General features: G+C 51.1%; 24 protein-coding genes. 14 read left to right on the forward strand and 10 right to left on the reverse strand.

What is annotated here, in order from left to right:
- Positions 1-10 precede the first annotated feature (10 nt).
- The 6 genes from hyi to glxK all read left to right on the forward strand — a co-directional run bounded on the left by hyi (position 11) and on the right by glxK (position 7,334).
- Positions 11-787, forward strand: coding sequence for a hydroxypyruvate isomerase (gene hyi / locus ACJHXA_RS06275; RefSeq protein WP_000943556.1), 777 nt, complete (start codon positions 11-13; stop codon positions 785-787).
- A gap of 99 nt (positions 788-886) precedes the next feature.
- Entirely contained in the window at positions 887-1,765 is an 879-nt protein-coding gene (gene glxR / locus ACJHXA_RS06280; protein WP_000765839.1) for a 2-hydroxy-3-oxopropionate reductase, read from the forward strand.
- Between the two features lie 168 nt (positions 1,766-1,933).
- Positions 1,934-3,388 (forward strand): allantoin transporter, encoded by a 1,455-nt coding sequence (locus tag ACJHXA_RS06285; RefSeq protein WP_000401139.1) that lies wholly within the window; start codon positions 1,934-1,936, stop codon positions 3,386-3,388.
- A 59-nt stretch (positions 3,389-3,447) separates the two neighbouring features.
- A complete protein-coding gene (allB, locus tag ACJHXA_RS06290) occupies positions 3,448-4,809 on the forward strand; it encodes an allantoinase AllB (RefSeq protein ID WP_000006887.1) in 1,362 nt (453 codons plus the stop codon).
- A gap of 56 nt (positions 4,810-4,865) precedes the next feature.
- Complete coding sequence (locus tag ACJHXA_RS06295) at positions 4,866-6,167, forward strand: uracil/xanthine transporter (protein WP_001298987.1); 1,302 nt, start codon at positions 4,866-4,868, stop codon at positions 6,165-6,167.
- A 21-nt stretch (positions 6,168-6,188) separates the two neighbouring features.
- Positions 6,189-7,334: a glycerate 3-kinase gene (gene glxK, locus ACJHXA_RS06300; protein WP_001315307.1), complete on the forward strand. Its 1,146-nt coding sequence runs from the start codon at positions 6,189-6,191 to the stop codon at positions 7,332-7,334.
- Between the two features lie 128 nt (positions 7,335-7,462).
- On the opposite strand, the gene allE is transcribed toward glxK, so the two are convergent.
- The 3 genes from allE to allD are packed head-to-tail and all read right to left on the reverse strand — an operon-like array spanning position 7,463 to position 10,565.
- Positions 7,463-8,248: a (S)-ureidoglycine aminohydrolase gene (gene allE / locus ACJHXA_RS06305; protein WP_000540946.1), complete on the reverse strand. Its 786-nt coding sequence runs from the start codon at positions 8,246-8,248 to the stop codon at positions 7,463-7,465.
- 10 nt (positions 8,249-8,258) lie between these two features.
- Positions 8,259-9,494, reverse strand: a complete 1,236-nt coding sequence (gene allC, locus ACJHXA_RS06310; RefSeq protein WP_001301144.1) for an allantoate deiminase — start codon at positions 9,492-9,494, stop codon at positions 8,259-8,261.
- Between the two features lie 21 nt (positions 9,495-9,515).
- Positions 9,516-10,565, reverse strand: coding sequence for an ureidoglycolate dehydrogenase (gene allD / locus ACJHXA_RS06315; RefSeq protein WP_000703909.1), 1,050 nt, complete (start codon positions 10,563-10,565; stop codon positions 9,516-9,518).
- 316 nt (positions 10,566-10,881) lie between these two features.
- On the opposite strand from allD, the gene ACJHXA_RS06320 reads away from it, so the two are divergent.
- The 4 genes from ACJHXA_RS06320 to ACJHXA_RS06335 are packed head-to-tail and all read left to right on the forward strand — an operon-like array spanning position 10,882 to position 15,534.
- Positions 10,882-12,549 carry an acyl-CoA synthetase FdrA gene (locus ACJHXA_RS06320; protein ID WP_000580870.1) on the forward strand — a complete coding sequence of 556 codons (1,668 nt, stop codon included), beginning with the start codon at positions 10,882-10,884 and terminating at the stop codon, positions 12,547-12,549.
- A gap of 9 nt (positions 12,550-12,558) precedes the next feature.
- Entirely contained in the window at positions 12,559-13,818 is a 1,260-nt protein-coding gene (locus ACJHXA_RS06325) for a DUF1116 domain-containing protein (protein ID WP_000495365.1), read from the forward strand.
- A gap of 10 nt (positions 13,819-13,828) precedes the next feature.
- A complete protein-coding gene (locus ACJHXA_RS06330) occupies positions 13,829-14,644 on the forward strand; it encodes a DUF2877 domain-containing protein (protein WP_000152513.1) in 816 nt (271 codons plus the stop codon).
- On the forward strand, positions 14,641-15,534 hold the full coding sequence (locus tag ACJHXA_RS06335; RefSeq protein WP_000855400.1) for a carbamate kinase: 894 nt from the start codon (positions 14,641-14,643) through the stop codon (positions 15,532-15,534). The genes ACJHXA_RS06330 and ACJHXA_RS06335 overlap by 4 nt, the downstream gene beginning before the upstream one ends.
- A 136-nt stretch (positions 15,535-15,670) precedes the next feature.
- On the opposite strand, the gene purK is transcribed toward ACJHXA_RS06335, so the two are convergent.
- From purK to ppiB, 4 genes are all read right to left on the reverse strand, one after another.
- Complete coding sequence (purK, locus tag ACJHXA_RS06340; RefSeq protein WP_000815539.1) at positions 15,671-16,738, reverse strand: 5-(carboxyamino)imidazole ribonucleotide synthase; 1,068 nt, start codon at positions 16,736-16,738, stop codon at positions 15,671-15,673.
- On the reverse strand, positions 16,735-17,244 hold the full coding sequence (gene purE, locus ACJHXA_RS06345; protein WP_001295318.1) for a 5-(carboxyamino)imidazole ribonucleotide mutase: 510 nt from the start codon (positions 17,242-17,244) through the stop codon (positions 16,735-16,737). Before purE ends, purK begins: the two co-directional genes overlap by 4 nt.
- Before the next feature lie 117 nt (positions 17,245-17,361).
- On the reverse strand, positions 17,362-18,084 hold the full coding sequence (lpxH, locus tag ACJHXA_RS06350) for a UDP-2,3-diacylglucosamine diphosphatase (RefSeq protein WP_000212252.1): 723 nt from the start codon (positions 18,082-18,084) through the stop codon (positions 17,362-17,364).
- 2 nt (positions 18,085-18,086) lie between these two features.
- Positions 18,087-18,581: a peptidylprolyl isomerase B gene (gene ppiB / locus ACJHXA_RS06355; RefSeq protein ID WP_000256002.1), complete on the reverse strand. Its 495-nt coding sequence runs from the start codon at positions 18,579-18,581 to the stop codon at positions 18,087-18,089.
- A 173-nt stretch (positions 18,582-18,754) separates the two neighbouring features.
- Between ppiB and cysS the strand changes: the two genes are divergently transcribed.
- Positions 18,755-20,140: a cysteine--tRNA ligase gene (gene cysS / locus ACJHXA_RS06360; protein ID WP_000912345.1), complete on the forward strand. Its 1,386-nt coding sequence runs from the start codon at positions 18,755-18,757 to the stop codon at positions 20,138-20,140.
- Positions 20,141-20,175: 35 nt separating this feature from the next.
- Here the strand turns inward: cysS and ACJHXA_RS06365 are convergent, their stop codons facing one another.
- The 3 genes from ACJHXA_RS06365 to folD all read right to left on the reverse strand — a co-directional run bounded on the left by ACJHXA_RS06365 (position 20,176) and on the right by folD (position 21,885).
- On the reverse strand, positions 20,176-20,697 hold the full coding sequence (locus tag ACJHXA_RS06365) for a metal-dependent hydrolase (RefSeq protein WP_001143552.1): 522 nt from the start codon (positions 20,695-20,697) through the stop codon (positions 20,176-20,178).
- 107 nt (positions 20,698-20,804) lie between these two features.
- Complete coding sequence (ybcJ, locus tag ACJHXA_RS06370; RefSeq protein WP_000190288.1) at positions 20,805-21,017, reverse strand: ribosome-associated protein YbcJ; 213 nt, start codon at positions 21,015-21,017, stop codon at positions 20,805-20,807.
- A 1-nt stretch (position 21,018) separates the two neighbouring features.
- A complete protein-coding gene (gene folD / locus ACJHXA_RS06375) occupies positions 21,019-21,885 on the reverse strand; it encodes a bifunctional methylenetetrahydrofolate dehydrogenase/methenyltetrahydrofolate cyclohydrolase FolD (protein ID WP_000729154.1) in 867 nt (288 codons plus the stop codon).
- A gap of 480 nt (positions 21,886-22,365) precedes the next feature.
- Here folD and fimA point away from each other — a divergent pair, with 480 nt between their 5' ends.
- From fimA to ACJHXA_RS06390, 3 genes are all read left to right on the forward strand, one after another.
- Positions 22,366-22,908 carry a type 1 fimbrial major subunit FimA gene (gene fimA, locus ACJHXA_RS06380; protein ID WP_001315309.1) on the forward strand — a complete coding sequence of 181 codons (543 nt, stop codon included), beginning with the start codon at positions 22,366-22,368 and terminating at the stop codon, positions 22,906-22,908.
- 219 nt (positions 22,909-23,127) lie between these two features.
- Complete coding sequence (fimC, locus tag ACJHXA_RS06385; protein WP_000988375.1) at positions 23,128-23,820, forward strand: type 1 fimbria chaperone FimC; 693 nt, start codon at positions 23,128-23,130, stop codon at positions 23,818-23,820.
- A 30-nt stretch (positions 23,821-23,850) separates the two neighbouring features.
- Entirely contained in the window at positions 23,851-26,460 is a 2,610-nt protein-coding gene (locus ACJHXA_RS06390; protein ID WP_001306954.1) for a fimbrial biogenesis usher protein, read from the forward strand.

Raw genomic sequence — 26,460 nt, forward strand, 5'->3', positions numbered from 1 at the left:
GAGATAAATAATGTTACGTTTCTCTGCTAATTTATCGATGTTATTTGGAGAATATGATTTTCTCGCCCGTTTTGAGAAAGCTGCGCAGTGTGGTTTTCGCGGCGTTGAATTTATGTTTCCTTATGACTACGACATTGAAGAATTAAAACAGGTGCTGGCGAGTAATAAACTCGAACATACGCTGCACAATTTACCGGCGGGTGACTGGGCGGCGGGGGAGCGCGGTATTGCCTGTATTCCTGGCCGTGAAGAAGAGTTTCGGGATGGCGTAGCAGCAGCGATTCGTTATGCCCGTGCGCTGGGTAATAAAAAAATTAACTGTCTGGTCGGTAAAACGCCGGCTGGTTTCAGCAGTGAACAGATTCACGCAACGCTTGTAGAAAACCTGCGTTATGCCGCGAATATGCTGATGAAAGAAGATATTTTATTACTGATTGAACCTATTAACCATTTTGATATTCCTGGTTTCCATCTCACCGGAACTCGGCAGGCGCTGAAATTGATTGATGATGTTGGTTGCTGCAATTTGAAAATTCAGTATGACATTTATCACATGCAGCGGATGGAAGGTGAATTAACCAACACCATGACTCAGTGGGCCGATAAAATTGGCCACCTGCAAATTGCTGATAATCCGCATCGCGGCGAACCGGGGACCGGAGAAATTAATTATGATTATCTCTTTAAGGTAATCGAAAATTCTGACTACAACGGTTGGGTTGGGTGTGAATATAAACCCCAAACCACCACGGAAGCCGGTTTACGCTGGATGGATCCGTACCGTTAAAACGTAACGCTGTTCAGGCAATGCTTTTTTAGGCCGCTAAGTTGGCAGGGGATCGTGTTGTCTGAATTCAGGAAAAGCGAAATTTAAAAGAGGTTAATTATGAAACTGGGATTTATTGGCTTAGGCATTATGGGTACACCGATGGCCATTAATCTGGCGCGTGCCGGTCATCAACTGCATGTCACAACCATTGGACCGGTTGCTGATGAATTACTGTCACTGGGTGCCGTCAGTGTTGAAACTGCGCGCCAGGTAACGGAAGCATCGGACATCATTTTTATTATGGTGCCAGATACACCACAGGTTGAAGAAGTTCTGTTCGGTGAAAATGGTTGTACCAAAGCCTCGCTGAAGGGCAAAACCATTGTTGATATGAGCTCCATTTCCCCGATTGAAACTAAGCGTTTCGCTCGTCAGGTGAATGAACTGGGCGGCGATTATCTCGATGCGCCAGTCTCCGGCGGTGAAATCGGTGCGCGTGAAGGGACGTTGTCGATTATGGTTGGCGGTGATGAAGCGGTATTTGAACGTGTTAAACCGCTGTTTGAACTGCTCGGTAAAAATATCACCCTCGTGGGCGGTAACGGCGACGGCCAAACCTGCAAAGTGGCAAATCAGATTATTGTGGCGCTCAATATTGAAGCGGTTTCTGAAGCCCTGCTATTTGCTTCAAAAGCCGGTGCGGACCCGGTACGTGTGCGCCAGGCGCTGATGGGCGGCTTTGCTTCCTCACGTATTCTGGAAGTTCATGGCGAGCGTATGATTAAACGCACCTTTAATCCGGGCTTCAAAATCGCTCTGCACCAGAAAGATCTCAACCTGGCACTGCAAAGTGCGAAAGCACTTGCGCTGAACCTGCCAAACACTGCGACCTGCCAGGAGTTATTTAATACCTGTGCGGCAAACGGTGGCAGCCAGTTGGATCACTCTGCGTTAGTGCAGGCGCTGGAATTAATGGCTAACCATAAACTGGCCTGATACCCGCAATAAAAATGGCCGATATCAGAAAATGAATCGGCCAGCAATATTAAAAAAGAAAGCAGCCAAAGATGTTGCTTCAGTATTAAAAATAATATTTTTATTTTATTTGTTCCTCATAGCTAGATTAAAACAACGTTATTCGATACGTGAAATTAAGAGGGATTTATGGAACATCAGAGAAAACTATTCCAGCAACGCGGCTATAGCGAAGATCTATTGCCGAAAACGCAAAGCCAGCGGACCTGGAAAACATTTAACTATTTTACCTTATGGATGGGTTCGGTTCATAACGTTCCCAATTATGTGATGGTCGGCGGCTTTTTTATTCTCGGCTTGTCTACCTTTAGTATTATGCTGGCAATTATCCTCAGCGCCTTTTTCATTGCCGCGGTAATGGTATTAAACGGCGCTGCGGGCAGTAAATACGGCGTACCGTTTGCCATGATCCTGCGTGCTTCTTACGGCGTACGTGGCGCACTGTTTCCCGGATTATTAAGAGGCGGTATTGCTGCCATTATGTGGTTTGGCCTGCAATGTTACGCGGGGTCACTGGCCTGCTTGATTCTGATTGGCAAAATCTGGCCGGGATTTTTAACTCTCGGTGGTGATTTCACGCTGTTAGGGCTTTCTCTACCGGGCTTAATTACTTTCTTACTCTTCTGGCTGGTCAACGTTGGTATAGGTTTTGGCGGTGGCAAAGTTTTAAATAAATTCACTGCCATTCTTAACCCGTGCATCTATATCGTTTTCGGCGGTATGGCGATTTGGGCGATTTCGCTGGTCGGGCTCGGTCCAATCTTTGACTACATTCCGAGCGGTATTCAGAAAGCAGAAAACAGTGGATTCTTGTTCCTGGTGGTGATTAACGCGGTAGTTGCGGTCTGGGCGGCACCGGCGGTGAGCGCATCCGACTTTACGCAAAACGCCCACTCGTTTCGTGAGCAAGCGCTGGGGCAAACGCTGGGTTTAGTTGTGGCCTATATTCTTTTTGCGGTCGCTGGGGTATGTATTATTGCCGGAGCCAGTATTCACTACGGCGCTGACACCTGGAACGTGCTGGATATTGTTCAGCGTTGGGACAGCCTGTTTGCCTCGTTCTTTGCGGTACTGGTTATTCTGATGACGACTATTTCCACTAACGCCACCGGTAATATTATTCCGGCCGGTTATCAGATTGCTGCCATTGCACCGACAAAACTGACCTATAAAAACGGCGTACTGATTGCCAGTATTATCAGCCTGCTGATCTGCCCGTGGAAATTAATGGAAAATCAGGACAGTATTTATCTGTTCCTCGATATCATCGGCGGAATGCTGGGTCCGGTAATTGGTGTCATGATGGCACATTATTTTGTGGTGATGCGTGGGCAAATTAATCTTGATGAACTGTACACCGCACCTGGCGATTATAAATATTACGATAACGGTTTTAACCTCACCGCGTTTTCAGTAACTCTGGTGGCCGTTATTTTATCTCTTGGCGGTAAGTTTATTCCCTTTATGGAACCGTTATCGCGTGTTTCATGGTTTGTCGGCGTCATCGTCGCCTTTGCGGCCTACGCCTTATTAAAGAAACGTACAACAGCAGAAAAAACAGGAGAGCAAAAAACCATAGGTTAATTAATCCCGATATTGAACATTGAGTTAAAAACCAATCTGTATTTTACAAGGAGTTTGTTATGTCTTTTGATTTAATCATTAAAAACGGCACCGTTATTTTAGAAAACGAAGCTCGCGTTGTAGATATCGCCGTTAAAGGCGGGAAAATTGCTGCTATCGGTCAGGATCTGGGCGATGCAAAAGAAGTTATGGATGCGTCTGGTCTGGTGGTTTCGCCGGGCATGGTTGATGCGCACACCCATATTTCTGAACCGGGTCGTAGCCACTGGGAAGGTTATGAAACCGGTACTCGCGCAGCGGCAAAAGGTGGTATCACCACCATGATCGAAATGCCGCTCAACCAGCTGCCTGCAACGGTTGACCGCGCTTCAATTGAACTGAAGTTCGATGCCGCTAAAGGCAAGCTGACTATCGATGCGGCACAACTCGGTGGCCTAGTGTCTTACAACATCGACCGTCTGCATGAGCTGGATGAAGTGGGCGTTGTCGGCTTCAAATGCTTCGTTGCGACCTGTGGCGATCGCGGTATCGACAACGACTTCCGTGATGTAAACGACTGGCAGTTCTTCAAAGGTGCGCAGAAGCTGGGCGAACTGGGGCAGCCGGTGCTGGTGCACTGCGAAAACGCGCTGATCTGTGACGCACTGGGCGAAGAAGCGAAACGTGAAGGTCGCGTAACTGCCCATGACTATGTGGCTTCGCGTCCGGTATTTACCGAAGTGGAAGCGATTCGCCGCGTGCTGTATCTGGCGAAAGTTGCCGGTTGCCGTCTGCACGTTTGCCATATCAGCAGCCCGGAAGGCGTTGAAGAAGTGACTCGTGCACGTCAGGAAGGTCAGGACGTTACTTGTGAATCCTGCCCGCATTACTTTGTACTGGATACCGATCAGTTCGAAGAAATCGGCACTCTGGCGAAGTGTTCACCGCCGATCCGCGATCTGGAAAACCAGAAAGGCATGTGGGAAAAACTGTTTAACGGTGAAATCGACTGCCTGGTTTCCGACCACTCACCATGCCCTCCGGAAATGAAAGCCGGCAACATCATGGAAGCATGGGGCGGTATTGCCGGTCTGCAAAACTGTATGGACGTGATGTTCGATGAAGCGGTACAGAAACGCGGAATGTCTCTGCCAATGTTCGGCAAATTAATGGCGACTAACGCAGCAGATATTTTCGGTCTGCAGCAAAAAGGCCGTATCGCCCCAGGAAAAGATGCCGACTTCGTCTTCATTCAGCCGAATAGCAGCTATGTTCTTACCAATGACGATCTGGAATATCGCCACAAAGTCAGCCCGTATGTTGGCCGTACCATTGGCGCGCGTATCACGAAAACCATCTTACGTGGTGATGTGATTTACGACATTGAACAGGGCTTCCCTGTTGCGCCGAAAGGTCAATTTATCCTTAAACATCAGCAGTAATCTGGCCCCTGCAATGCCCGTCCTTGCGGCGGGCATTCTCCGGTTAAGGTGTGTTTATGTTCAATTTTGCAGTGAGCCGCGAAAGCCTGTTATCAGGATTTCAGTGGTTTTTCTTTATTTTTTGCAACACGGTTGTGGTTCCTCCTACGCTACTTTCTGCTTTTCAGTTGCCGCAAAGTAGCCTGCTTACGCTCACGCAATATGCTTTTCTTGCTACCGCACTGGCCTGCTTCGCTCAGGCGTTCTGCGGTCATCGTCGCGCTATTATGGAAGGGCCGGGTGGCCTGTGGTGGGGAACCATCCTTACTATCACCCTTGGCGAAGCATCGCGCGGGACACCGATCAACGATATCGCTACCAGCCTGGCGGTGGGGATTGCGCTCTCCGGCGTGCTGACGATGTTGATTGGTTTTAGCGGATTAGGCCATCGCCTGGCACGGTTATTTACGCCGTCGGTGATGGTCTTGTTTATGTTGATGCTGGGCGCGCAGCTGACCACTATCTTTTTCAAAGGTATGCTCGGGCTGCCGTTTGGCATAGCCGACCCAAATTTTAAAATTCAGTTACCGCCGTTCGCGCTCTCGGTGGCGGTGATGTGCCTGGTACTGGGGATGATTATCTTCCTGCCGCAACGTTTTGCCCGTTATGGCCTGCTGGTCGGCACCATAACCGGCTGGTTGTTGTGGTACTTTTGCTTTCCTTCTTCGCACTCGCTCTCCGGTGAGTTGCACTGGCAGTGGTTCCCGCTCGGCAGTGGAGGTGCTTTGTCTCCGGGAATTATTCTGACGGCGGTGATTACAGGTCTGGTGAATATCAGCAATACCTACGGTGCGATTCGGGGCACGGATGTTTTTTATCCGCAGCAGGGCGCGGGGAATACGCGTTATCGTCGCAGCTTTGTGGCGACCGGATTTATGACGCTGATAACCGTACCGCTGGCGGTAATTCCATTTTCACCGTTTGTTTCATCCATTGGTTTATTAACCCAGACAGGCGATTACACGCGGCGTTCGTTTATTTATGGCAGCGTTATTTGCCTGCTGGTGGCGCTGGTTCCGGCACTCACACGACTGTTTTGCAGTATCCCTTTACCCGTGAGTAGCGCGGTCATGCTGGTTTCTTATCTGCCTTTACTCTTTTCCGCGCTGGTGTTTAGCCAGCAAATAACCTTTACCGCTCGCAATATTTATCGACTCGCATTGCCGTTATTTGTCGGCATATTTTTAATGGCATTACCGCCTGTGTATCTGCAAGACCTTCCATTAACGCTGCGTCCTCTGCTCAGTAACGGCTTACTGGTCGGAATTTTACTGGCTGTTCTTATGGATAATCTTATTCCGTGGGAACGCATCGAATAATTTGTTGAAAAAGGATTGATAATGAAGATTGTCATTGCGCCAGACTCTTTTAAAGAGAGCTTAAGTGCAGAAAAATGTTGTCAGGCAATTAAAGCCGGGTTTTCGACCCTCTTTCCCGATGCGAACTATATCTGTTTGCCGATAGCGGATGGCGGCGAAGGGACGGTGGATGCGATGGTCGCCGCGACGGGCGGCAACATCGTGACGCTTGAAGTCTGCGGGCCGATGGGCGAAACAGTGAATGCTTTTTATGGCCTTACCGGCGACGGGAAAACGGCGGTGATTGAGATGGCGGCAGCAAGTGGCCTGATGCTGGTCGCGCCTGAAAAGCGTAATCCGTTGCTGGCCTCCAGTTTTGGTACGGGGGAGTTAATTCGTCATGCGCTGGATAACGGCATTCGCCATATTATTCTCGGCATTGGCGGCAGTGCGACGGTCGACGGCGGTATGGGCATGGCTCAGGCGCTTGGTGTGCGTTTCCTTGATGCCGACGGCCAGGTGCTGGCGGCTAACGGCGGTAATTTAGCGCGCGTGGCAAGCATTGAGATGGATGAATGCGATCCGCGTCTGGCGAATTGCCATATTGAAGTAGCATGTGACGTTGATAACCCGCTGGTAGGGGCACGCGGCGCGGCGGCGGTGTTTGGCCCGCAAAAAGGGGCAACGCCGGAGATGGTCGAAGAACTTGAACAGGGGCTGCAAAATTACGCCCGTGTTTTACAACAGCAAACTGAAATTAATGTCTGCCAGATGGCGGGCGGCGGCGCTGCGGGCGGTATGGGTATTGCGGCGGCGGTATTCCTCAATGCGGATATTAAACCGGGTATTGAGATTGTACTGCGGGCGGTCAACCTGGAGCAGGCGGTGCAGGGCGCAGCACTGGTGATCACCGGGGAAGGGCGCATTGACTCGCAAACGGCAGGCGGTAAAGCGCCGCTGGGCGTTGCGTCGGTGGCGAAGCAGTTTAATGTCCCGGTGATTGGGATTGCTGGCGTATTGGGTGATGGCGTGGAAGTGGTGCACCAGTACGGCATTGACGCGGTATTCAGCATTTTGCCTCGTCTGGCACCTTTAGCCGAAGTGCTCGCCAGCGGTGAAACCAATCTCTTCAACAGCGCGCGAAATATTGCCTGCGCCATTAAAATAGGTCAGGGAATTAAAAACTGACCCTTACCTTTAAAGCGGATGCGATTTATTTCGCATCTTTTTTTACCTGAATTTACTACAAAAAAAGCCACGGTATAAACCGTGGCAAAATCCAACATAGCTAAAAATAATCAGGCGAGTGGTATGACTTAAATCTCTACGTCGCGGTTGCAATCTTTCGAGTAAATATAGCTGAACGCTTCACCACGCCCTACGCCATAACCAGCCTGTAAAGAATAAGCGCCCATAAAGATGTAATCGCCTTTTTTCACCGGGATCCAGTTATTGTCGAGGTTATAAACCCCCTGACCGGAAAGAATATAGGCACCGTGTTCCTGAACATGTGTTTCGATATAACCGTGGCTGGCACCTGGTGCAAAAGAGAGGATATGCATGTTCATATCAAAACCTAACTCTTTGGGCAGAAAATCCAGCAGGATCACATCATCCATACCTTCATAGTGAATGCGTTCCAGTTCGCTGGCATTGCCAGAAACCAGCCACGGTGCATGGCCTTCTACCGGAACATAGCGACGCTTATATAAAAAGATTTGGCTGTCTTCGGCCTGGGCGTTAACAAACGTCATTAAGGAGCCTGGTGGGCAATAAAGATAGCCACCTTCGCTTAAGGCAAATGTTTTGCCTTCGGCTTTGGCAGTGATATTTCCAGAGATCACATACAGGAACGTTTCAATGCCTTCGCCACCGAAGCCCTGTTGGTTGCCACCGTTTTGATGCAGTGTGACCAGATAATCAACAAAAGAGGCACCCAGCTTTGGCGTGGAGAGGATTGTCGCGTCACAATTTTCAAAGCCCGGAATAATATTTTTTACCAGACCATCCGGGGTTAACAGTGCGAAATTACCGTGTTTAACAATCGCACGGTTAGCCAGTAAATCATCGCGGTAACCGGTGACGTTATTTAAATATCCCATTTATGACTCCTTATTTCTGCCAGGCAAGTTGATAAAGCATGAGTGCCAACGTTTTGACCCCTTCGGCAAGGTCGGTAATATTGGTGCGTTCCGCCGGGTTATGGCTGATCCCGTTGATGCTGGGAATGAAAATCATGCAGGTTGGTACGCGAGGCGCGAAAATTTGCGCGTCGTGCCCGGCACCACTGTGCATCACCCGGTAATTCAGTTTTTCTCTTTCACACAATTCTGTCAGGGTGGCGACCAGCTCCTTATTCATCGGCACGGGTTCTTCGTCCATCCATAAATCGATATCAATACCAATGTCCATTTCATCGCAAATCGCCCGCATGTCGTTTTCTAACTGTTGGGTGAAATCGCGCAGCACGGCAGCGTCGGTATGACGACAATCAATGGTGAACGTGGTTTTACCCGGCACCACATTTACCGTATTCGGGCGCGGCTCTACTTTGCCAAAGGTCAGAACCAGCGGATCGCCCATCCTTTTCGCTTTTTCGACCGACTGATGGCAAATGCGACTGAAAGCGTAAACTGTATCACGACGATAACCCATCGGCGTGGTGCCTGCATGGTTTGATTCGCCGTTCAGCGTTACCGTATAACGACGCTGCCCGACAATTGCATTCACCACGCCAATTGATTGCCCATTACTTTCCAGCACACAGCCCTGTTCAATATGCAGTTCAACAAAGGCTTTAATATCCTGACGCGGAGTTAGTGGGGCGTTCGGAAGAGTAAATCCGCAAGCCTTCATCGCATCGACAAAACTATTTCCTTTGGCATCACAGATATTCCGCACGTCGTCAGGATTCGCCAGCCCAAAGATATTTTTACTGCCCCAGAAGACATACGGGAAGCGGCTGCCTTCTTCTTCTGCCATCGCCACCACTTCGACCGTACGTAGCGGCGCGCCGTATTGCGTTTTCAGCCAGTCAATTGCCAGCCACGCCGCCAGCGCGCCGAATTGCCCGTCGAGGTTACCGCCGTTAACCACGGTATCGATATGCGAACCGCTCAGAACCACTTCTTGTGGATATTCGGTGCCACTCAGGCGACCATATAAATTCCCCACTTCATCGAAACGTGTTTCCAGCCCGCTTGCTGCCATTCTTTTTTTAAATTGCTGCTGAGTTTCCAGCCATTCCGGCGAATAAAGTAAACGGGTCATACCACCCGTTGGGTCAGCGCCAAAAGAGGAAAGCCAGGGCAGCGTTTCTTCTATGGCTTGACGAAAATGTGTAATCATAAGAAAGTCCTGTCTCAATAATTATTGCGCAAAGGGATTTTTCGTTTCGTATGACGTGTTATAAAGCGCGTCGGAAATTAAATACTGGTAAATATCATCAACAATTTCGATGCCTTCGACGGCGGCTTTGCGTTGTTTAATATCCTGATCCTGTCCGGGATAATAAACCTGATTAAAACCGGGCGCGGGGGTAATGGCATTTAATTCGCGCATGGTCTGGCTAAGATGTTGACGAAATAATTTGCTGGAGAAGAAAAAGTTCGGGTTAATAACGATATGTAATTGCCCCAAATTACGCCCGGCGTGTAAATCGTCATACATCGAACTAACCTGTCGCCCGAACGGTAAGCCGAGTAAGACGCCTGAGAGGACGTCAATCATCATCATCAGGCCATACCCTTTTGGCCCGGCGGCGGGGAGCAGAGCATGTACCGCGAACGGATCGGTTGTTGGTGCACCGTTTTTATCGACCGCCCAGGTATCCGGGATAGACATATTACGCGAGCGGGCGTCGAGCACTTTTCCCCATGCCTGTACGGTAGTCGCCATATCAAAGGTAAGGATCTCGTCGCCTTCTCCCGGCGCGGCAAAGGCCAGTGGGTTAGTACCGTAGTAAATTTCCGCGCCGCCAAACGGCACCACCATTGGATCGGACTGGCACATCGAAATACCAATTAATCCGGCGCGGGCTGCCTGCTGCACAAAATAAGAGATTGCGCCGCTGTGACCCATCCGGCTGATACCGACCACCGCAACGCCATTTTGCTGGGCGGTTTTGATGGCATGTTCCATACCCATTTTCGCCGCGACCTGTCCGGCGGCATTGTCGGCATGTAAAATTGCCGAGCACGGCCCGGTTTCCTCAAGACGAAACTCCGGTTCGCGGTTGGTGCCGCCTTTTGAAATGCGTTCCGCGTAGTATTCCACGCGCACCGCGCCATGAGAGTGGATCCCTCTGGCATCGGCGTAAACCAATACTTCAGCCACGGTTGCAGCGTGCTCACGTTTTAACCCAGCCTGGCAGAGTTTATTCTCAATTAGCTGGTGGAGTGTTTCCCGACTGATTTTCATCTGTCTTCCTTTTTAACGACGGTGTGAAGCATGACTGCAATTAACATACAGGGAAAATATCTGGATTATGTGATCCAGACAGGCAAAAAAATATAGTTAGAATTTATTTGATAATCCGCTCGCTTTTAACCTGGTTTTTAAAACAACCACGCTTATTAAAAAATAACACGTAATAGCATGGCGGTTATTTGAATTCTTTTGTTAATAATCCCTGTGTGATATTCATCACCTTATTTATCCGTTGTCATCGATACCGTAATCGCCACATTAACACTGCTCGTGCAATTGCCATGGGTGCAATTTTTAAGGAGTTGTTATGATCCACGCCTTTATTAAAAAAGGGTGTTTTCAGGATTCGGTCAGTTTAATGATTATTTCACGAAAACTCAGCGAATCAGAAAATGTTGATGATGTTTCCGTAATGATGGGTACGCCCGCCAATAAAGCGTTATTAGATACCACAGGTTTCTGGCATGACGATTTTAATAACGCCACGCCGAACGATATTTGCGTGGCAATACGTAGCGAAGCGGCGGATGCGGGGATCGCGCAGGCGATTATGCAGCAGCTTGAAGAGGCGCTAAAACAACTGGCGCAGGGGTCAGGCAGCAGCCAGTCCTTGACGCAGGTGCGTCGCTGGGACAGTGCCTGTCAGAAATTATCCGATGCCAATCTGGCGCTGATTTCAGTGGCTGGCGAGTATGCGGCGGAGCTGACAAACCAGGCGCTGGATCGCAACCTCAACGTGATGATGTTCTCCGATAACGTCACGCTGGAAGATGAAATCCAACTTAAAACCCGCGCGCGGGAAAAAGGCTTGCTGGTGATGGGGCCGGACTGCGGTACGTCGATGATTGCCGGCACACCGCTGGCTTTTGCTAACGTGATGCCAGAAGGCAATATTGGCGTCATTGGCGCTTCCGGTACCGGGATTCAGGAGCTGTGTTCGCAGATTGCGCTGGCAGGGGAGGGAATTACTCACGCGATTGGCCTTGGCGGGCGCGACCTCAGCCGTGAAGTGGGCGGCATCAGTGCGCTAACAGCGCTGGAAATGCTCAGTGCAGACGAGAAAAGCGAAGTGCTGGCATTTGTTTCAAAACCACCTGCCGAAGCTGTGCGTCTGAAAATTGTTAATGCCATGAAAGCAACCGGCAAACCGACGGTGGCGCTGTTTTTAGGTTATACCCCGGCGGTGGCACGCGACGAGAATGTCTGGTTTGCCTCCTCGCTGGATGAGGCCGCACGCCTGGCTTGCCTGCTTTCACGCGTTACGGCGCGACGTAACGCGATAACGCCTGCCAGCAGCGGATTTATTTGCGGTTTGTATACCGGCGGTACGCTGGCTGCCGAAGCGGCGGGATTACTTGCTGGACACCTTGGCGTGGAAGCCGACGATACCCATCATCACGGCATGATGCTCGACGCCGATGGTCACCAGATTATTGACCTCGGCGATGATTTCTACACCGTCGGGCGTCCCCATCCGATGATCGACCCAGCCTTACGCAATCAGTTAATTGCCGATCTCGGCGCTAAACCGCAAGTGCGCGTATTGCTGCTTGATGTCGTGATTGGCTTCGGTGCGACCGCCGATCCAGCCGCCTCGCTGGTAAGCGCCTGGCAAAAAGCATGTGCCGCGCGTTCAGACAATCAACCACTGTATGCCATTGCCACGGTGACAGGCACTGAACGTGACCCGCAATGCCGCTCGCAGCAAATCGCCACGCTGGAAGATGCAGGGATCGCGGTAGTGAGTTCGCTGCCGGAAGCCACCTTGCTGGCGGCGGCACTGATTCGTCCGCTTTCGCCTGCCACTCAGCAACACACACCGTCATTACTGGAAAACGTCGCCGTGATTAACATCGGATTACGCAGCTTTGCGCTGGAGCTACAAAGCGCCAGCAAACCGGTTGTGCATTACCAATGGTCGCCAGTCGCCGGCGGCAATAAAAAACTGGCTCGTTTATTAGAACGTTTGCAATAAGGGGTTCCCATGTTTACATCAGTGGCGCAAGCCAATGCTGCGGTTATCGAACAAATTCGTCGCGCTCGTCCACACTGGCTGGATGTGCAACCGGCTTCTTCACTTATCAGCGAACTAAACGAGGGCAAAACACTGCTTCACGCCGGGCCGCCAATGCGCTGGCAGGAGATGACCGGACCCATGAAAGGGGCGTGCGTGGGCGCATGTCTGTTCGAAGGCTGGGCGAAAGATGAAGCGCAGGCGCTGGCAATACTGGAGCAGGGGGAAGTGAACTTCATTCCTTGTCACCATGTGAATGCCGTCGGGCCAATGGGCGGCATTACTTCTGCCAGTATGCCGATGCTGGTGGTCGAGAACGTGACCGACGGCAACCGGGCGTACTGCAACCTCAACGAAGGTATCGGCAAAGTGATGCGTTTTGGCGCTTACGGCGAAGATGTCCTGACTCGCCATCGCTGGATGCGCGATGTGTTAATGCCAGTATTAAGCGCGGCGCTGGGGCGCATGGAGCGCGGTATCGATCTCACGGCGATGATGGCGCAGGGCATTACGATGGGCGATGAGTTCCATCAACGCAATATTGCTTCCTCTGCACTGTTAATGCGTGCGCTGGCCCCACAAATTGCTCGCCTCGATCATGATAAACAGCACATCGCCGAAGTGATGGATTTCCTCAGCGTGACCGATCAGTTCTTCCTCAACCTCGCGATGGCTTACTGCAAGGCGGCGATGGATGCTGGCGCGATGATCCGCGCAGGCAGCATCGTCACGGCAATGACCCGCAACGGCAATATGTTCGGGATTCGGGTAAGCGGGCTGGGCGAACGCTGGTTTACTGCGCCTGTAAACACTCCGCAAGGTCTGTTTTTCACCGGCTTCTCGCAGGAGCAGGCGAACCCGGATATGGGCGATAGCGCGATTACCGAAACCTTTGGTATCGGAGGTGCGGCAATGATCGCAGCGCCTGGCGTAACGCGCTTTGTCGGTGCGGGTGGCATGGAAGCGGCCAGAGCGGTATCTGAAGAGATGGCGGAAATTTACCTTGAGCGCAATATGCAGTTGCAGATCCCAGGCTGGGATTTTCAGGGCGCGTGCCTGGGACTGGACATTCGTCGCGTGGTAGAAACCGGCATTACGCCACTCATCAATACCGGTATCGCCCATAAAGAGGCGGGGATCGGGCAGATTGGCGCAGGCACTGTGCGAGCACCGCTGGCGTGTTTTGAACAGGCGCTGGAAGCACTGGCTGAAAGCATGGGGATTGGTTGAGGAACGCGCAATGACGATCATCCATCCTCTGCTTGCCAGCCGTAGTGCACCGAATTATCGCCAGTCCTGGCGGTTAGCGGGAGTGTGGCGACGGGCGATTAACCTGATGACGGAAAGCGGCGAACTGTTAACGCTGCATCGTCAGGGTAGTGGTTTCGGCCCCGGAGGATGGGTGCTTCGCCGCGCGCAATTCGATGCGTTATGCGGTGGATTATGCGGCAATGAACGACCACAGGTTGTGGCTCAAGGGATTCGCCTCGGGCGTTTCACGGTTAAACAGCCACAGCGTTATTGTTTGCTGCGTATTACGCCGCCTTCGCATCCTCAACCGCTTGCAGCTGCATGGATGCAACGCGCGGAGGAAACCGGACTTTTCGGACCACTGGCGATGGCGGCAAGCGATCCGCTGCCCGCTGAATTACGCCAGTTTCGTCACTGTTTTCAGGCCGCGCTCAATGGCGTTAAGACCGACTGGCGGCACTGGCTGGGTAAAGGCCCCGGATTAACGCCAAGTCATGATGACACGTTGAGCGGAATGCTGCTGGCGGCCTGGTATTATGGCGCTTTAGATGCGCGCGCCGGTCGCCCGTTTTTTGCCTGTTCCGACAATCTTCAACTCGTTACCACAGCGGTGAGCGTCAGTTATTTACGTTATGCCGCGCAAGGATATTTCGCCTCGCCACTCCTGCACTTTGTCCATGCTCTGAGTTGCCCGAAACGTACCGCTGTTGCGATTGATTCGCTGCTGGCGCTGGGGCATACGTCAGGGGCAGATACGCTGCTGGGGTTCTGGCTTGGCCAACAATTATTACAAGGAAAACCATGAAAACACTGGTTGTAGCTCTTGGGGGCAACGCCTTACTCCAGCGCGGTGAGGCGCTGACGGCGGAAAATCAATATCGCAATATCGCCAGTGCTGTACCCGCGCTGGCACGCCTGGCCCGTTCTTATCGGCTGGCGATTGTTCACGGCAACGGGCCGCAGGTGGGGCTGCTGGCGTTACAGAATCTGGCGTGGAAAAAGGTAGAACCGTATCCGCTGGATGTGCTGGTGGCGGAAAGCCAGGGGATGATTGGCTATATGCTGGCGCAGAGCTTGAGCGCACAGCCGCAGATGCCGCCTGTTACGACGGTGCTGACGCGCATTGAGGTTTCGCCTGATGATCCGGCGTTTTTGCAGCCAGAGAAATTTATTGGTCCGGTTTATCAGCCAGAAGAACAAGAGGCACTGGAAGCGGCTTACGGCTGGCAGATGAAACGTGATGGTAAATATTTGCGCCGGGTGGTGGCGTCTCCGCAACCGCGTAAAATTCTCGACAGCGAAGCCATCGAGTTGTTGCTCAAAGAGGGGCATGTGGTGATTTGCAGTGGCGGCGGCGGTGTGCCTGTGACGGAAGACGGGGCAGGGAGTGAAGCGGTGATTGATAAAGATCTCGCCGCTGCCTTGCTTGCCGAGCAGATTAACGCCGATGGGCTGGTGATCCTCACCGATGCTGATGCGGTATATGAAAACTGGGGAACGCCGCAGCAACGCGCCATTCGCCATGCCACACCGGATGAGTTAGCGCCATTTGCCAAAGCCGATGGTTCGATGGGGCCGAAGGTAACGGCGGTGAGTGGTTATGTCAGAAGCCGTGGTAAACCCGCGTGGATTGGGGCGTTATCGCGGATTGAAGATACGCTGGCGGGCGAAGCAGGGACCTGTATTTCGCTGTAGTGATGAGAGCATCCGGCAATCGGTGCACCATGCCTGATGCGACGCTTGACGCGTCTTATCAGGCCTACAATGGGTACCGGAGCGGTAAGCCGGATAAGGCGTTTACGCCGCATCCGGCAATCAAATGAGCACCTGCTTAACTGAACTTACTCTGCGCCCAAATCACGCCGCTGGCATACTCTGGCGGCAGCAGCGGGATTAAGGCTTCCAGCGTCGCAGTCAGACGCGATGTGTCGCTGTCGGTCAAATTCAGATGCCCCACTTTACGCCCCGGACGGACTTCTTTGTCGTACCAGTGCAGATGCACCAGCGGCAATTTCAGCCAGTCATAATTCACATCGCTACCAATCAGATTGATCATCACCGACGGATTATTCACTACTGGTTGCGGTAACGGCAGATCGGTAATCGCCCGCAGATGCAGCTCAAACTGGCTGATGCTGGCACCGTTTTGTGTCCAGTGACCGCTGTTATGCACACGCGGTGCCAGTTCGTTGATCAACAGACCTTGCGGGGTGACAAAACACTCCATCGCCATCACGCCCACATAGCCCAGCTCCTGCATAATCGCCGACAGCATCTCTTCGGCTTGCGCCTGCTGCTGTGCGTTGGCCTGCGGAAAAGCGACGCTGGTGCGCAAAATACCGTCCTGATGCAGGTTATGCGTCAGCGGATAAAACACGGTGCTGCCATCAAAGCCGCGCGCGCCAACCAGCGACACTTCACCAGAGAAGTTAATGCCCTGCTCGACAATACATTCGCCGTAACACTCTGCCGGTAACTGTTCGGTTTCATTGGCGCGTAAACGCCATTGACCGCGACCGTCATAGCCACCAGTGCGACGCTTAACAATCGCCAGTTCACCTAAACGATCAAACACCGCAGGCCACTCGCTGCGATCGGCAAGTAACTGCCACGGCGCGGTCGGCAGGTGGAGCTTATCGAAAAGCTGCTTCTGAGTCAGACGGTCAGCAATAATCGGGAACACATCGCGGTTCACAAAGGCCGGATGACGCGCCAGCTCGCGGGTTAATGCGGTTTCCGGCCAGCGTTCGATCTCAGCGGTAATCACGCTTTGTTGAAAAGGCACCGCCGCCGGTTCAGCGTCCAGCCCGACCGGCCAGACAGCAATGCCTAACGGTTCGCCTGCCTGACGCAGCATACGGCCTAACTGCCCGTTACCGAGGACGCAAACCTGTTTCATGCCGCACCTCGCGGGTCCGGGTTTTCCAGCACTTCGTCGGTCTGGGCTTTGCGCCAGTCATTTAGACGCTGGTGTAGCTCTTTATCGTGAGTCGCGAGAATTTGTGCTGCCAGTAATGCCGCGTTTGCCGCGCCAGCTTTACCAATCGCCAGCGTACCCACCGGAATGCCGCGCGGCATTTGTACGATGGAGTAGAGGCTATCGACACCGCTCAGTGCGGCGCTCTGTACTGGCACGCCCAGCACCGGCACCAGCGTTTTGGCGGCAATCATGCCTGGCAGGTGCGCTGCGCCACCTGCGCCCGCAATAATCACCTGATAACCGTTCTCTTCGGCGCTTTCGGCGAAGCTGAACAGTTTATCGGGGGTGCGGTGAGCAGAAACCACTTCAACGTGGTGCGGGACATTCAGGATTTCGAAGATTTCGGCGGCGAACTGCATGGTAGCCCAGTCGCTTTTGGACCCCATCACGATGGCGACACGCGCCGGATTATTGCGGGAAGACATGCGTCTTAAAACTCCTGTGGTGCACAACTCTCGGCTTTAGAGGGCACAGAGAATAGCACGGAAAGAGAGCAAGGAAAACGGTTGCGTGGCTGTGAAATCAGCAAAGTTGCGGGTTTTTTAAAACGGAAAATGAATCAGCTCAACGTCATCCGCCGTGACTTTCACCATCGAACCTTCCGTATGCCAGGCACCGAGTACCACGCGAAAAGCAGGTTGCTGGTTGGCGATAAGTTCATGTACCGCCGGGCGATGGGTATGTCCGTGGATCAGCCATTGCACCTGATGTTTTTCCATCGCACTGACTACCGCGTTTTGGTTAACGTCCATGATCGCCAGCGATTTACTGCTGTTGGCTTCTTTACTGTTCGCTCGCATTCGCGCGGCAATGCGTTTGCGCACAAACAACGGCAGGGCGAGGAATAGCATTTGCAGCCAGGGTTTGTGGACTTTGGCGCGAAAAGCCTGATAACCCGCGTCATCGGTGCACAGCGTGTCGCCATGCATAATCAACACCCGGCGACCATAAAGTTCGAGCACCTTTTCTTCCGGCAATAATGTCATGCCGCTTTCACGGGCAAAGCGTTTGCCGAGCAGAAAATCACGGTTGCCATGAATGAAATAACAGGGAACGCCGGAATCGGACACCGCTTTGATCGCTGCCGCCATCTGGCGATGGAGTGGGTTGGGATCGTCGTCGCCAATCCATGCTTCAAACAGATCGCCAAGAATATACAGCGCGTCGGCCTTGCGGGCTTCCCCCGCTAAAAAACGCAGAAAACCGGCGGTGATCGCCGGTTCTTCCACGCAGAGATGAAGATCTGCAATAAAGAGTGTCGCCACGATTACTCGCTAACGGTCACGCTTTCAATGATAACGTCTTCTTTTGGCACGTCCTGGTGCATACCGCTACGACCGGTTGCAACACCTTTGATTTTGTCTACCACGTCCATGCCTTCAACCACTTCAGCAAACACGCAGTAGCCCCAACCTTGCAGGCTTTCGCCAGAGAAGTTCAGGAAGTCGTTATCAACCACGTTGATGAAGAACTGTGCAGTTGCAGAGTGCGGAGCCTGAGTACGGGCCATTGCCAGCGTACCACGGGTATTTTTCAGACCGTTGTTGGCTTCGTTTTTGATCGGTTCTTTGGTGGCTTTTTGTTTCATGCCCGGTTCAAAACCGCCGCCCTGAATCATAAAGCCGTTGATAACACGGTGGAAAATGGTGTTGTTGTAAAAACCTTCGCGGCAGTAGTCCAGGAAGTTTTTAACTGTTTCAGGTGCTTTATCGTCAAAAGTTTTGATGACAATATCGCCGTGATTGGTGTGGAAAGTAACCATTTTTGCATCCTGTTCCGTTTGATTGGTGCTTCAACCCAGTTCGGGTCATATATAGGGTGGTGTTATAGCATAACCGCACGATCGGATCATCACGCAATGTATGCTGATTCGCGCGGGAAATATGGGTATTATACGCAACTCAATTACCCACACATGTCTAAACGGAATCTTCGATGCTAAAAATCTTCAATACTCTGACACGCCAAAAAGAGGAATTTAAGCCTATTCACGCCGGGGAAGTCGGCATGTATGTGTGTGGAATCACCGTTTACGATCTCTGTCATATCGGTCACGGGCGTACCTTTGTTGCTTTTGACGTGGTTGCGCGCTATCTGCGTTTCCTCGGCTATAAACTGAAGTATGTGCGCAACATTACCGATATCGACGACAAAATCATCAAACGCGCCAATGAAAATGGCGAAAGCTTTGTGGCGCTGGTGGATCGCATGATCGCCGAAATGCACAAAGATTTTGATGCTTTGAACATTCTGCGCCCGGATATGGAGCCGCGCGCGACGCACCATATCGCAGAAATTATTGAACTCACTGAACAACTGATCGCCAAAGGTCACGCTTATGTGGCGGACAACGGCGACGTGATGTTCGACGTCCCGACCGATCCGACATATGGCGTGCTGTCGCGTCAGGATCTCGACCAGCTGCAGGCAGGTGCGCGCGTTGACGTGGTCGACGACAAACGCAACCCGATGGACTTCGTTCTGTGGAAGATGTCGAAAGAGGGCGAACCGAGCTGGCCGTCTCCGTGGGGCGCGGGCCGTCCAGGCTGGCACATTGAATGTTCGGCAATGAACTGCAAGCAGCTGGGTAACCACTTTGATATCCACGGCGGCGGTTCAGACCTGATGTTCCCGCACCACGAGAACGAAATCGCGCAGTCCACCTGTGCCCATGATGGCCAGTATGTGAACTACTGGATGCACTCGGGGATGGTGATGGTTGACCGCGAGAAGATGTCCAAATCGCTGGGTAACTTCTTTACCGTGCGCGATGTGCTGAAATACTACGACGCGGAAACCGTGCGTTACTTCCTGATGTCGGGCCACTATCGCAGCCAGTTGAACTACAGCGAAGAGAACCTGAAGCAGGCGCGTGCGGCGCTGGAGCGTCTCTACACTGCGCTGCGCGGCACAGATAAAACCGTTGCGCCTGCCGGTGGCGAAGCGTTTGAAGCGCGCTTTATTGAAGCGATGGACGACGATTTCAACACCCCGGAAGCCTATTCCGTACTGTTTGATATGGCGCGTGAAGTAAACCGTCTGAAAGCAGAAGATATGGCAGCGGCGAATGCAATGGCATCTCACCTGCGTAAACTTTCCGCTGTATTGGGCCTGCTGGAGCAAGAACCGGAAGCGTTCCTGCAAAGCGGCGCGCAGGCAGACGACAGCGAAGTGGCTGAGATTGAAGCGTTAATTCAACAGCGTCTGGATGCCCGTAAAGCGAAAGACTGGGCGGCGGCAGATGCGGCGCGTGACCGTCTTAACGAGATGGGGATCGTGCTGGAAGATGGCCCGCAAGGGACCACCTGGCGTCGTAAGTAATTGCGCTGTTGCCGGATGCGAGTTTTCGCATCCGGTTATCGCCTGCGCCACCACAACATTCCCATAAGCACCATCCCCGGCAACCACACCCACATCAATTCAGAAATTATCACCTGATGCCCGTACGGCGTGGTGTAACGAGACAATGCAAACGGCGCGACTTTAATCACCTGCCAGGGAGCGAAAAAGCGTTCATCTGACCACGGCCACAGCCAGCCAACGCCCTTACCGCCAGTGGTTACCGAATCCAGCAAGCTGTGCGATAGCAACGAGACGGTTAAAAACAGCCAGCAGCGAATCAGCCCAGCCCTGAACCATCGGCGTCCAATCAGCACACATAACAGCGGGACAACAAACGCAAACACCAGCGAATGGGTAAACCCGCGATGACCAAAAACATTGCCGTAAGCAACGCCAAATTTAAACGACAATACGTCGGCGTCGGGCAGCATCGCCAGGATGATTCCGGCAAATAACAGACGCGGAGGGATGACTTTCGAACCCAACCCTAAACCAATGCATAGGGGAACAGCGGCGTGCGTAATAACGGTTGGCATGATGGTCGCTTCGGCAAAATGTCGATGCTATCAGCATGGATGAACGGGGCGTAGAGGGCAAAAGTCTGAAAAGAGAACCGGCCTGTTGATACAGGCCGGGAAAGGGATCAGGCAACAACCTGTACGCTGTGACCTGCAAAACTCACTGTCTGACCGGCGACGATTTTGCAGCGTTTGCGCGTTTCAACCGCACCGTCGACTTTCACCTGGCCTTCGGCAATCGCGATTTTCGCCTGCGCGCCGCTTTCGCTCCAGCCTTCCAGTTTCAGCAAGTCGCACAGCTCAACGTGCGGATGTTTACCTAAAGAAAATGTCGCCATGTTACTCATCCTGTGGATCATGATATTCAACGCACGCCTGTAGCGTGTTTTCAATCAGCGTGGCAACCGTCATCGGGCCAACGCCGCCGGGAACAGGCGTAATGTATGAGGCGCGTTTAGCCGCGTCTTCAAACACGACGTCGCCCACAACTTTGCCATTTTCCAGACGGTTGATGCCGACATCAATCACAATTGCGCCTTCTTTGATCCAGTCACCAGGAATAAAGCCCGGCTTGCCGACGGCAACGATCAACAGATCGGCATTTTCTACGTGGTGACGCAGATTTTTAGTGAAACGGTGAGTCACGGTAGTGGTGCAACCTGCGAGCAACAGTTCCATGCTCATTGGACGACCGACGATATTCGATGCGCCAATCACCACGGCGTTGAGGCCGAAGGTATCAATGTTGTAACGCTCAAGCAGCGTGACGATACCGCGCGGGGTGCAGGGACGCAGACGCGGCGCGCGCTGGCACAGACGACCGACGTTATAAGGATGGAAACCGTCCACGTCTTTGTCCGGATGAATACGTTCCAGCACTTTGACGTTATCAATACCCGCCGGTAACGGCAGTTGAACCAGAATGCCATCGATGGTGTTGTCGGCATTCAGCGCATCGATAAGCTCCAACAGCTCCGCTTCGCTGGTGGTTTCCGGGAGGTCATAAGAGCGGGAGACGAACCCGACTTCTTCACAAGCCTTGCGTTTGCTTGCGACATAAATTTGCGATGCAGGGTTACTACCCACCAGCACAACGGCCAGTCCTGGTGCCCGCAGTCCGGCTGCAATACGCGCCTGAACTTTTTGAGCAACTTCAGAGCGCACCTGCTGCGCAATCGTTTTACCGTCAATAATCTTTGCTGCCATCAGAGAGAGGATTCCATCTGTTACGTAGGTCGAAGGGGATGCGCCTATTTTGTCAGAAGCGGGGCGCGCTGTCAGGTTTCGTTTCAGATTTATCGCGTGAAGCGACCTCTTGCGAAGGTTAGGCGCACCGTCGCTGAGGTCGCTGAGATTGAAAGCTTCATTTTTCGTCCATGATGGCGTTGTAAATCTGGAACTGATTTATTTCCTTGTTTAAGGATTAAGATAATTTAAGAAATACCTGACAATATAAAAAGAATTTTCAGCCTGGTAATTTACCGCTTCAGGTCTATATTTGTGTTGAATATATTTTGCGCGGAAGTATTCATCTAACGGGGCTCTCTATTTTTTAGAATAGAGTGCATATTTTCAATTAAGACATTCTTAGAGGATAAAAAGGAATTTTACTACTATCAGTGTCTTAAATAAAGTAATCGGTTATATACGGATGTGGAGTCGATAAATGAGATTGAAGGAATATATATGAAATTAAGATTTATTTCGTCTGCGCTGGCTGCCGCACTATTCGCCGCTACGGGTAGTTATGCTGCCGTTGTAGATGGCGGTACAATTCACTTTGAAGGCGAACTGGTGAATGCTGCCTGTTCAGTGAATACTGACTCGGCAGACCAGGTTGTCACACTCGGTCAATATCGTATCGATATTTTCAATGCTGTTGGTAATACCTCTGCATTAATTCCATTCACCATTCAGTTGAACGACTGCGATCCTGTTGTTGCCGCTAATGCTGCCGTTGCATTTTCTGGTCAGGCTGATGCAATCAATGATAATTTATTGGCCATTGCATCCAGTACCAATACAACAACAGCAACGGGTGTCGGTATTGAAATACTTGATAATACATCCGCAATTCTCAAACCTGATGGGAATAGCTTCTCAACCAACCAGAACTTGATCCCCGGGACCAACGTTCTTCATTTTTCTGCACGTTATAAAGGCACCGGTACAAGTGCATCAGCAGGGCAAGCAAATGCTGACGCGACTTTTATTATGAGATACGAATAATCAAAACCACGTTGTTTTGAATTATATATCACGTCTTATAACAAAGTAATGTACCGGTTGTCTGAAGCGGTATGGTGGCAATGTAAATCGAAATCATGTTCACTTTGTATCATGCCGCTTTATTAAATGAAAAGGGAATGATGTGTTGTAAGAAACCAAAGCAATCATTTCTTTATATTTCTTATTTTTGCCGTCAGGAATACACAAGGCGTATTAACTATGATGACTAAAATAAAGTTATTGATGCTCATTATATTTTATTTAATCATTTCGGCCAGCGCCCATGCTGCCGGAGGGATCGCATTAGGTGCCACGCGTATTATTTATCCCGCTGATGCTCAACAGACTGCGGTATGGATTAGAAATAGCCATACCAATGAGCGCTTTCTGGTCAATTCGTGGATTGAAAACAGCAGCGGTGTAAAAGAAAAGTCATTCATCATTACACCGCCACTGTTTGTTAGTGAACCCAAAAGCGAAAATACCTTGCGTATTATTTACACCGGTCCACCGCTGGCGGCAGATCGTGAGTCTCTGTTCTGGATGAATGTTAAGACGATCCCTTCGGTAGATAAAAATGCATTGAACGGCAGGAATGTTTTGCAACTGGCGATTTTATCGCGCATGAAATTATTTCTCCGTCCAATTCAATTACAAGAATTACCCGCAGAAGCGCCGGACACACTCAAGTTTTCGCGATCCGGTAACTATATCAATGTTCATAATCCCTCACCTTTTTATGTCACCCTGGTTAACTTACAAGTGGGCAGCCAAAAGTTGGGGAATGCTATGGCTGCACCCAGAGTTAATTCACAAATTCCCTTACCCTCAGGAGTGCAGGGAAAGCTGAAATTTCAGACCGTTAATGATTATGGTTCAGTAACCCCGGTCAGAGAAGTGAACTTAAACTAACCGAATCATCTGACAATATCAGAGCTAATTATGAAAATACCCACTACTACGGATATTCCGCAGAGGTATACCTGGTGTCTGGCCGGAATTTGTTATTCATCTCTTGCCATTTTACCCTCCTTTTTAAGCTATGCGGAAAGTTATTTCAACCCGGCATTTTTATTAGAGAATGGCACATCCGTTGCTGATTTATCGCGCTTTGAGAGAGGCAATCATCAACCTGCGGGAGTGTATCGGGTGGATCTCTGGCGTAATGATGAGTTCATTGGTTCACAGGATATCGTATTTGAATCGACAACAGAAAATACAGGTGATAAATCAGGTGGGTTAATGCCCTGTTTTAACCAGGTACTCCTTGAACGAATTGGCCTTAATAGCAGTGCATTTCCCGAGTTAGCCCAGCAGCAAAACAATAAATGCATCAATTTACTGAAAGCTGTACCTGATGCCACAATTAACTTTGATTTTGCAGCGATGCGCCTGAACATCACTATTCCTCAGATAACGTTGTTGAGTAGCGCTCACGGTTACATTCCGCCTGAAGAGTGGGATGAAGGTATTCCTGCTTTACTCCTGAATTATAATTTCACCGGTAACAGAGGTAATGGTAACGATAGCTATTTTTTTAGTGAGCTCAGCGGGATTAATATTGGCCCGTGGCGTTTACGCAACAATGGTTCCTGGAACTATTTTCGCGGAAATGGATATCATTCAGAACAGTGGAATAATATTGGCACCTGGGTACAGCGCGCCATTATTCCGCTGAAAAGTGAACTGGTAATGGGAGACGGCAATACAGGAAGTGATATTTTCGATGGTGTTGGATTTCGTGGTGTACGGCTTTATTCTTCCGATAATATGTATCCTGATAGCCAGCAAGGGTTTGCCCCAACGGTACGTGGGATTGCCCGTACGGCGGCCCAGCTAACGATTCGGCAAAATGGTTTTATTATCTATCAAAGCTATGTTTCCCCCGGCGCTTTTGAAATTACAGATTTGCACCCGACATCTTCAAATGGCGATCTGGACGTCACCATCGACGAGCGCGATGGTAATCAGCAGAATTACACTATCCCGTATTCAACAGTGCCAATTTTACAACGCGAAGGGCGTTTCAAATTTGACCTGACGGCGGGCGATTTTCGTAGCGGTAATAGTCAGCAATCATCGCCTTTCTTTTTTCAGGGCACGGCACTCGGCGGTTTACCACAGGAATTTACTGCCTACGGCGGGACGCAATTATCTGCCAATTACACCGCCTTTTTATTAGGGCTGGGGCGCAACCTCGGGAACTGGGGGGCAGTGTCGCTGGATGTGACCCATGCGCGCAGTCAGTTAGCCGACGACAGTCGTCATGAGGGGGATTCCATTCGCTTCCTCTATGCGAAATCGATGAACACCTTCGGCACCAATTTTCAGTTAATGGGTTACCGCTATTCGACACAAGGTTTTTATACCCTTGATGATGTTGCGTATCGTCGAATGGAGGGGTACGAATATGATTACGATTACGACGGTGAGCATCGCGATGAACCGATAATCGTGAATTACCACAATTTACGCTTTAGCCGTAAAGACCGTTTGCAGTTAAATATTTCACAATCACTTAATGACTTTGGCTCGCTTTATATCTCTGGTACCCATCAAAAATACTGGAATACTTCGGATTCAGATACCTGGTATCAGGTGGGGTATACCAGCAGCTGGGTTGGCATCAGTTATTCGCTCTCATTTTCGTGGAATGAATCTGTAGGGATCCCCGATAACGAACGTATTGTCGGACTTAATGTTTCAGTGCCTTTCAATGTTTTGACCAAACGTCGCTACACCCGGGAAAATGCGCTCGACCGCGCTTATGCCTCCTTTAACGCCAACCGTAACAGCAACGGGCAAAATAGCTGGCTGGCAGGTGTAGGTGGGACCTTACTGGAAGGCCACAACCTGAGTTATCACGTAAGCCAGGGTGATACCTCGAATAATGGGTATACGGGCAGCGCCACGGCAAACTGGCAGGCCACTTACGGTACGCTGGGGGTCGGGTATAACTACGACCGCGATCAACATGACGTTAACTGGCAGCTGTCTGGCGGTGTGGTCGGGCACGAAAATGGCATAACGCTGAGCCAGCCTTTAGGGGATACCAATGTTTTGATTAAAGCGCCTGGCGCAGGCGGTGTACGCATTGAAAATCAAACTGGCATTTTAACCGACTGGCGCGGCTATGCGGTGATGCCGTATGCCACGGTTTATCGGTATAACCGTATCGCGCTTGATACCAATACGATGGGGAATTCCATCGATGTTGAAAAAAATATTAGCAGCGTTGTGCCGACGCAAGGCGCGTTGGTTCGTGCCAATTTTGATACCCGCATAGGCGTGCGGGCGCTCATTACCGTTACCCAGGGCGGAAAACCGGTGCCGTTTGGATCACTGGTACGGGAAAACAGTACCGGAATAACCAGTATGGTGGGTGATGACGGGCAAGTTTATTTAAGTGGTGCGCCATTGTCTGGTGAATTACTGGTTCAGTGGGGAGACGGCGCGAACTCACGCTGCATTGCGCACTATGTATTGCCGAAGCAAAGCTTACAGCAAGCCGTCACTGTTATTTCGGCAGTTTGCACACATCCTGGCTCATAA

The organism is Escherichia sp. WS33 (assembly GCF_046486385.1).
GTDB lineage: Bacteria > Pseudomonadota > Gammaproteobacteria > Enterobacterales > Enterobacteriaceae > ECMA0423.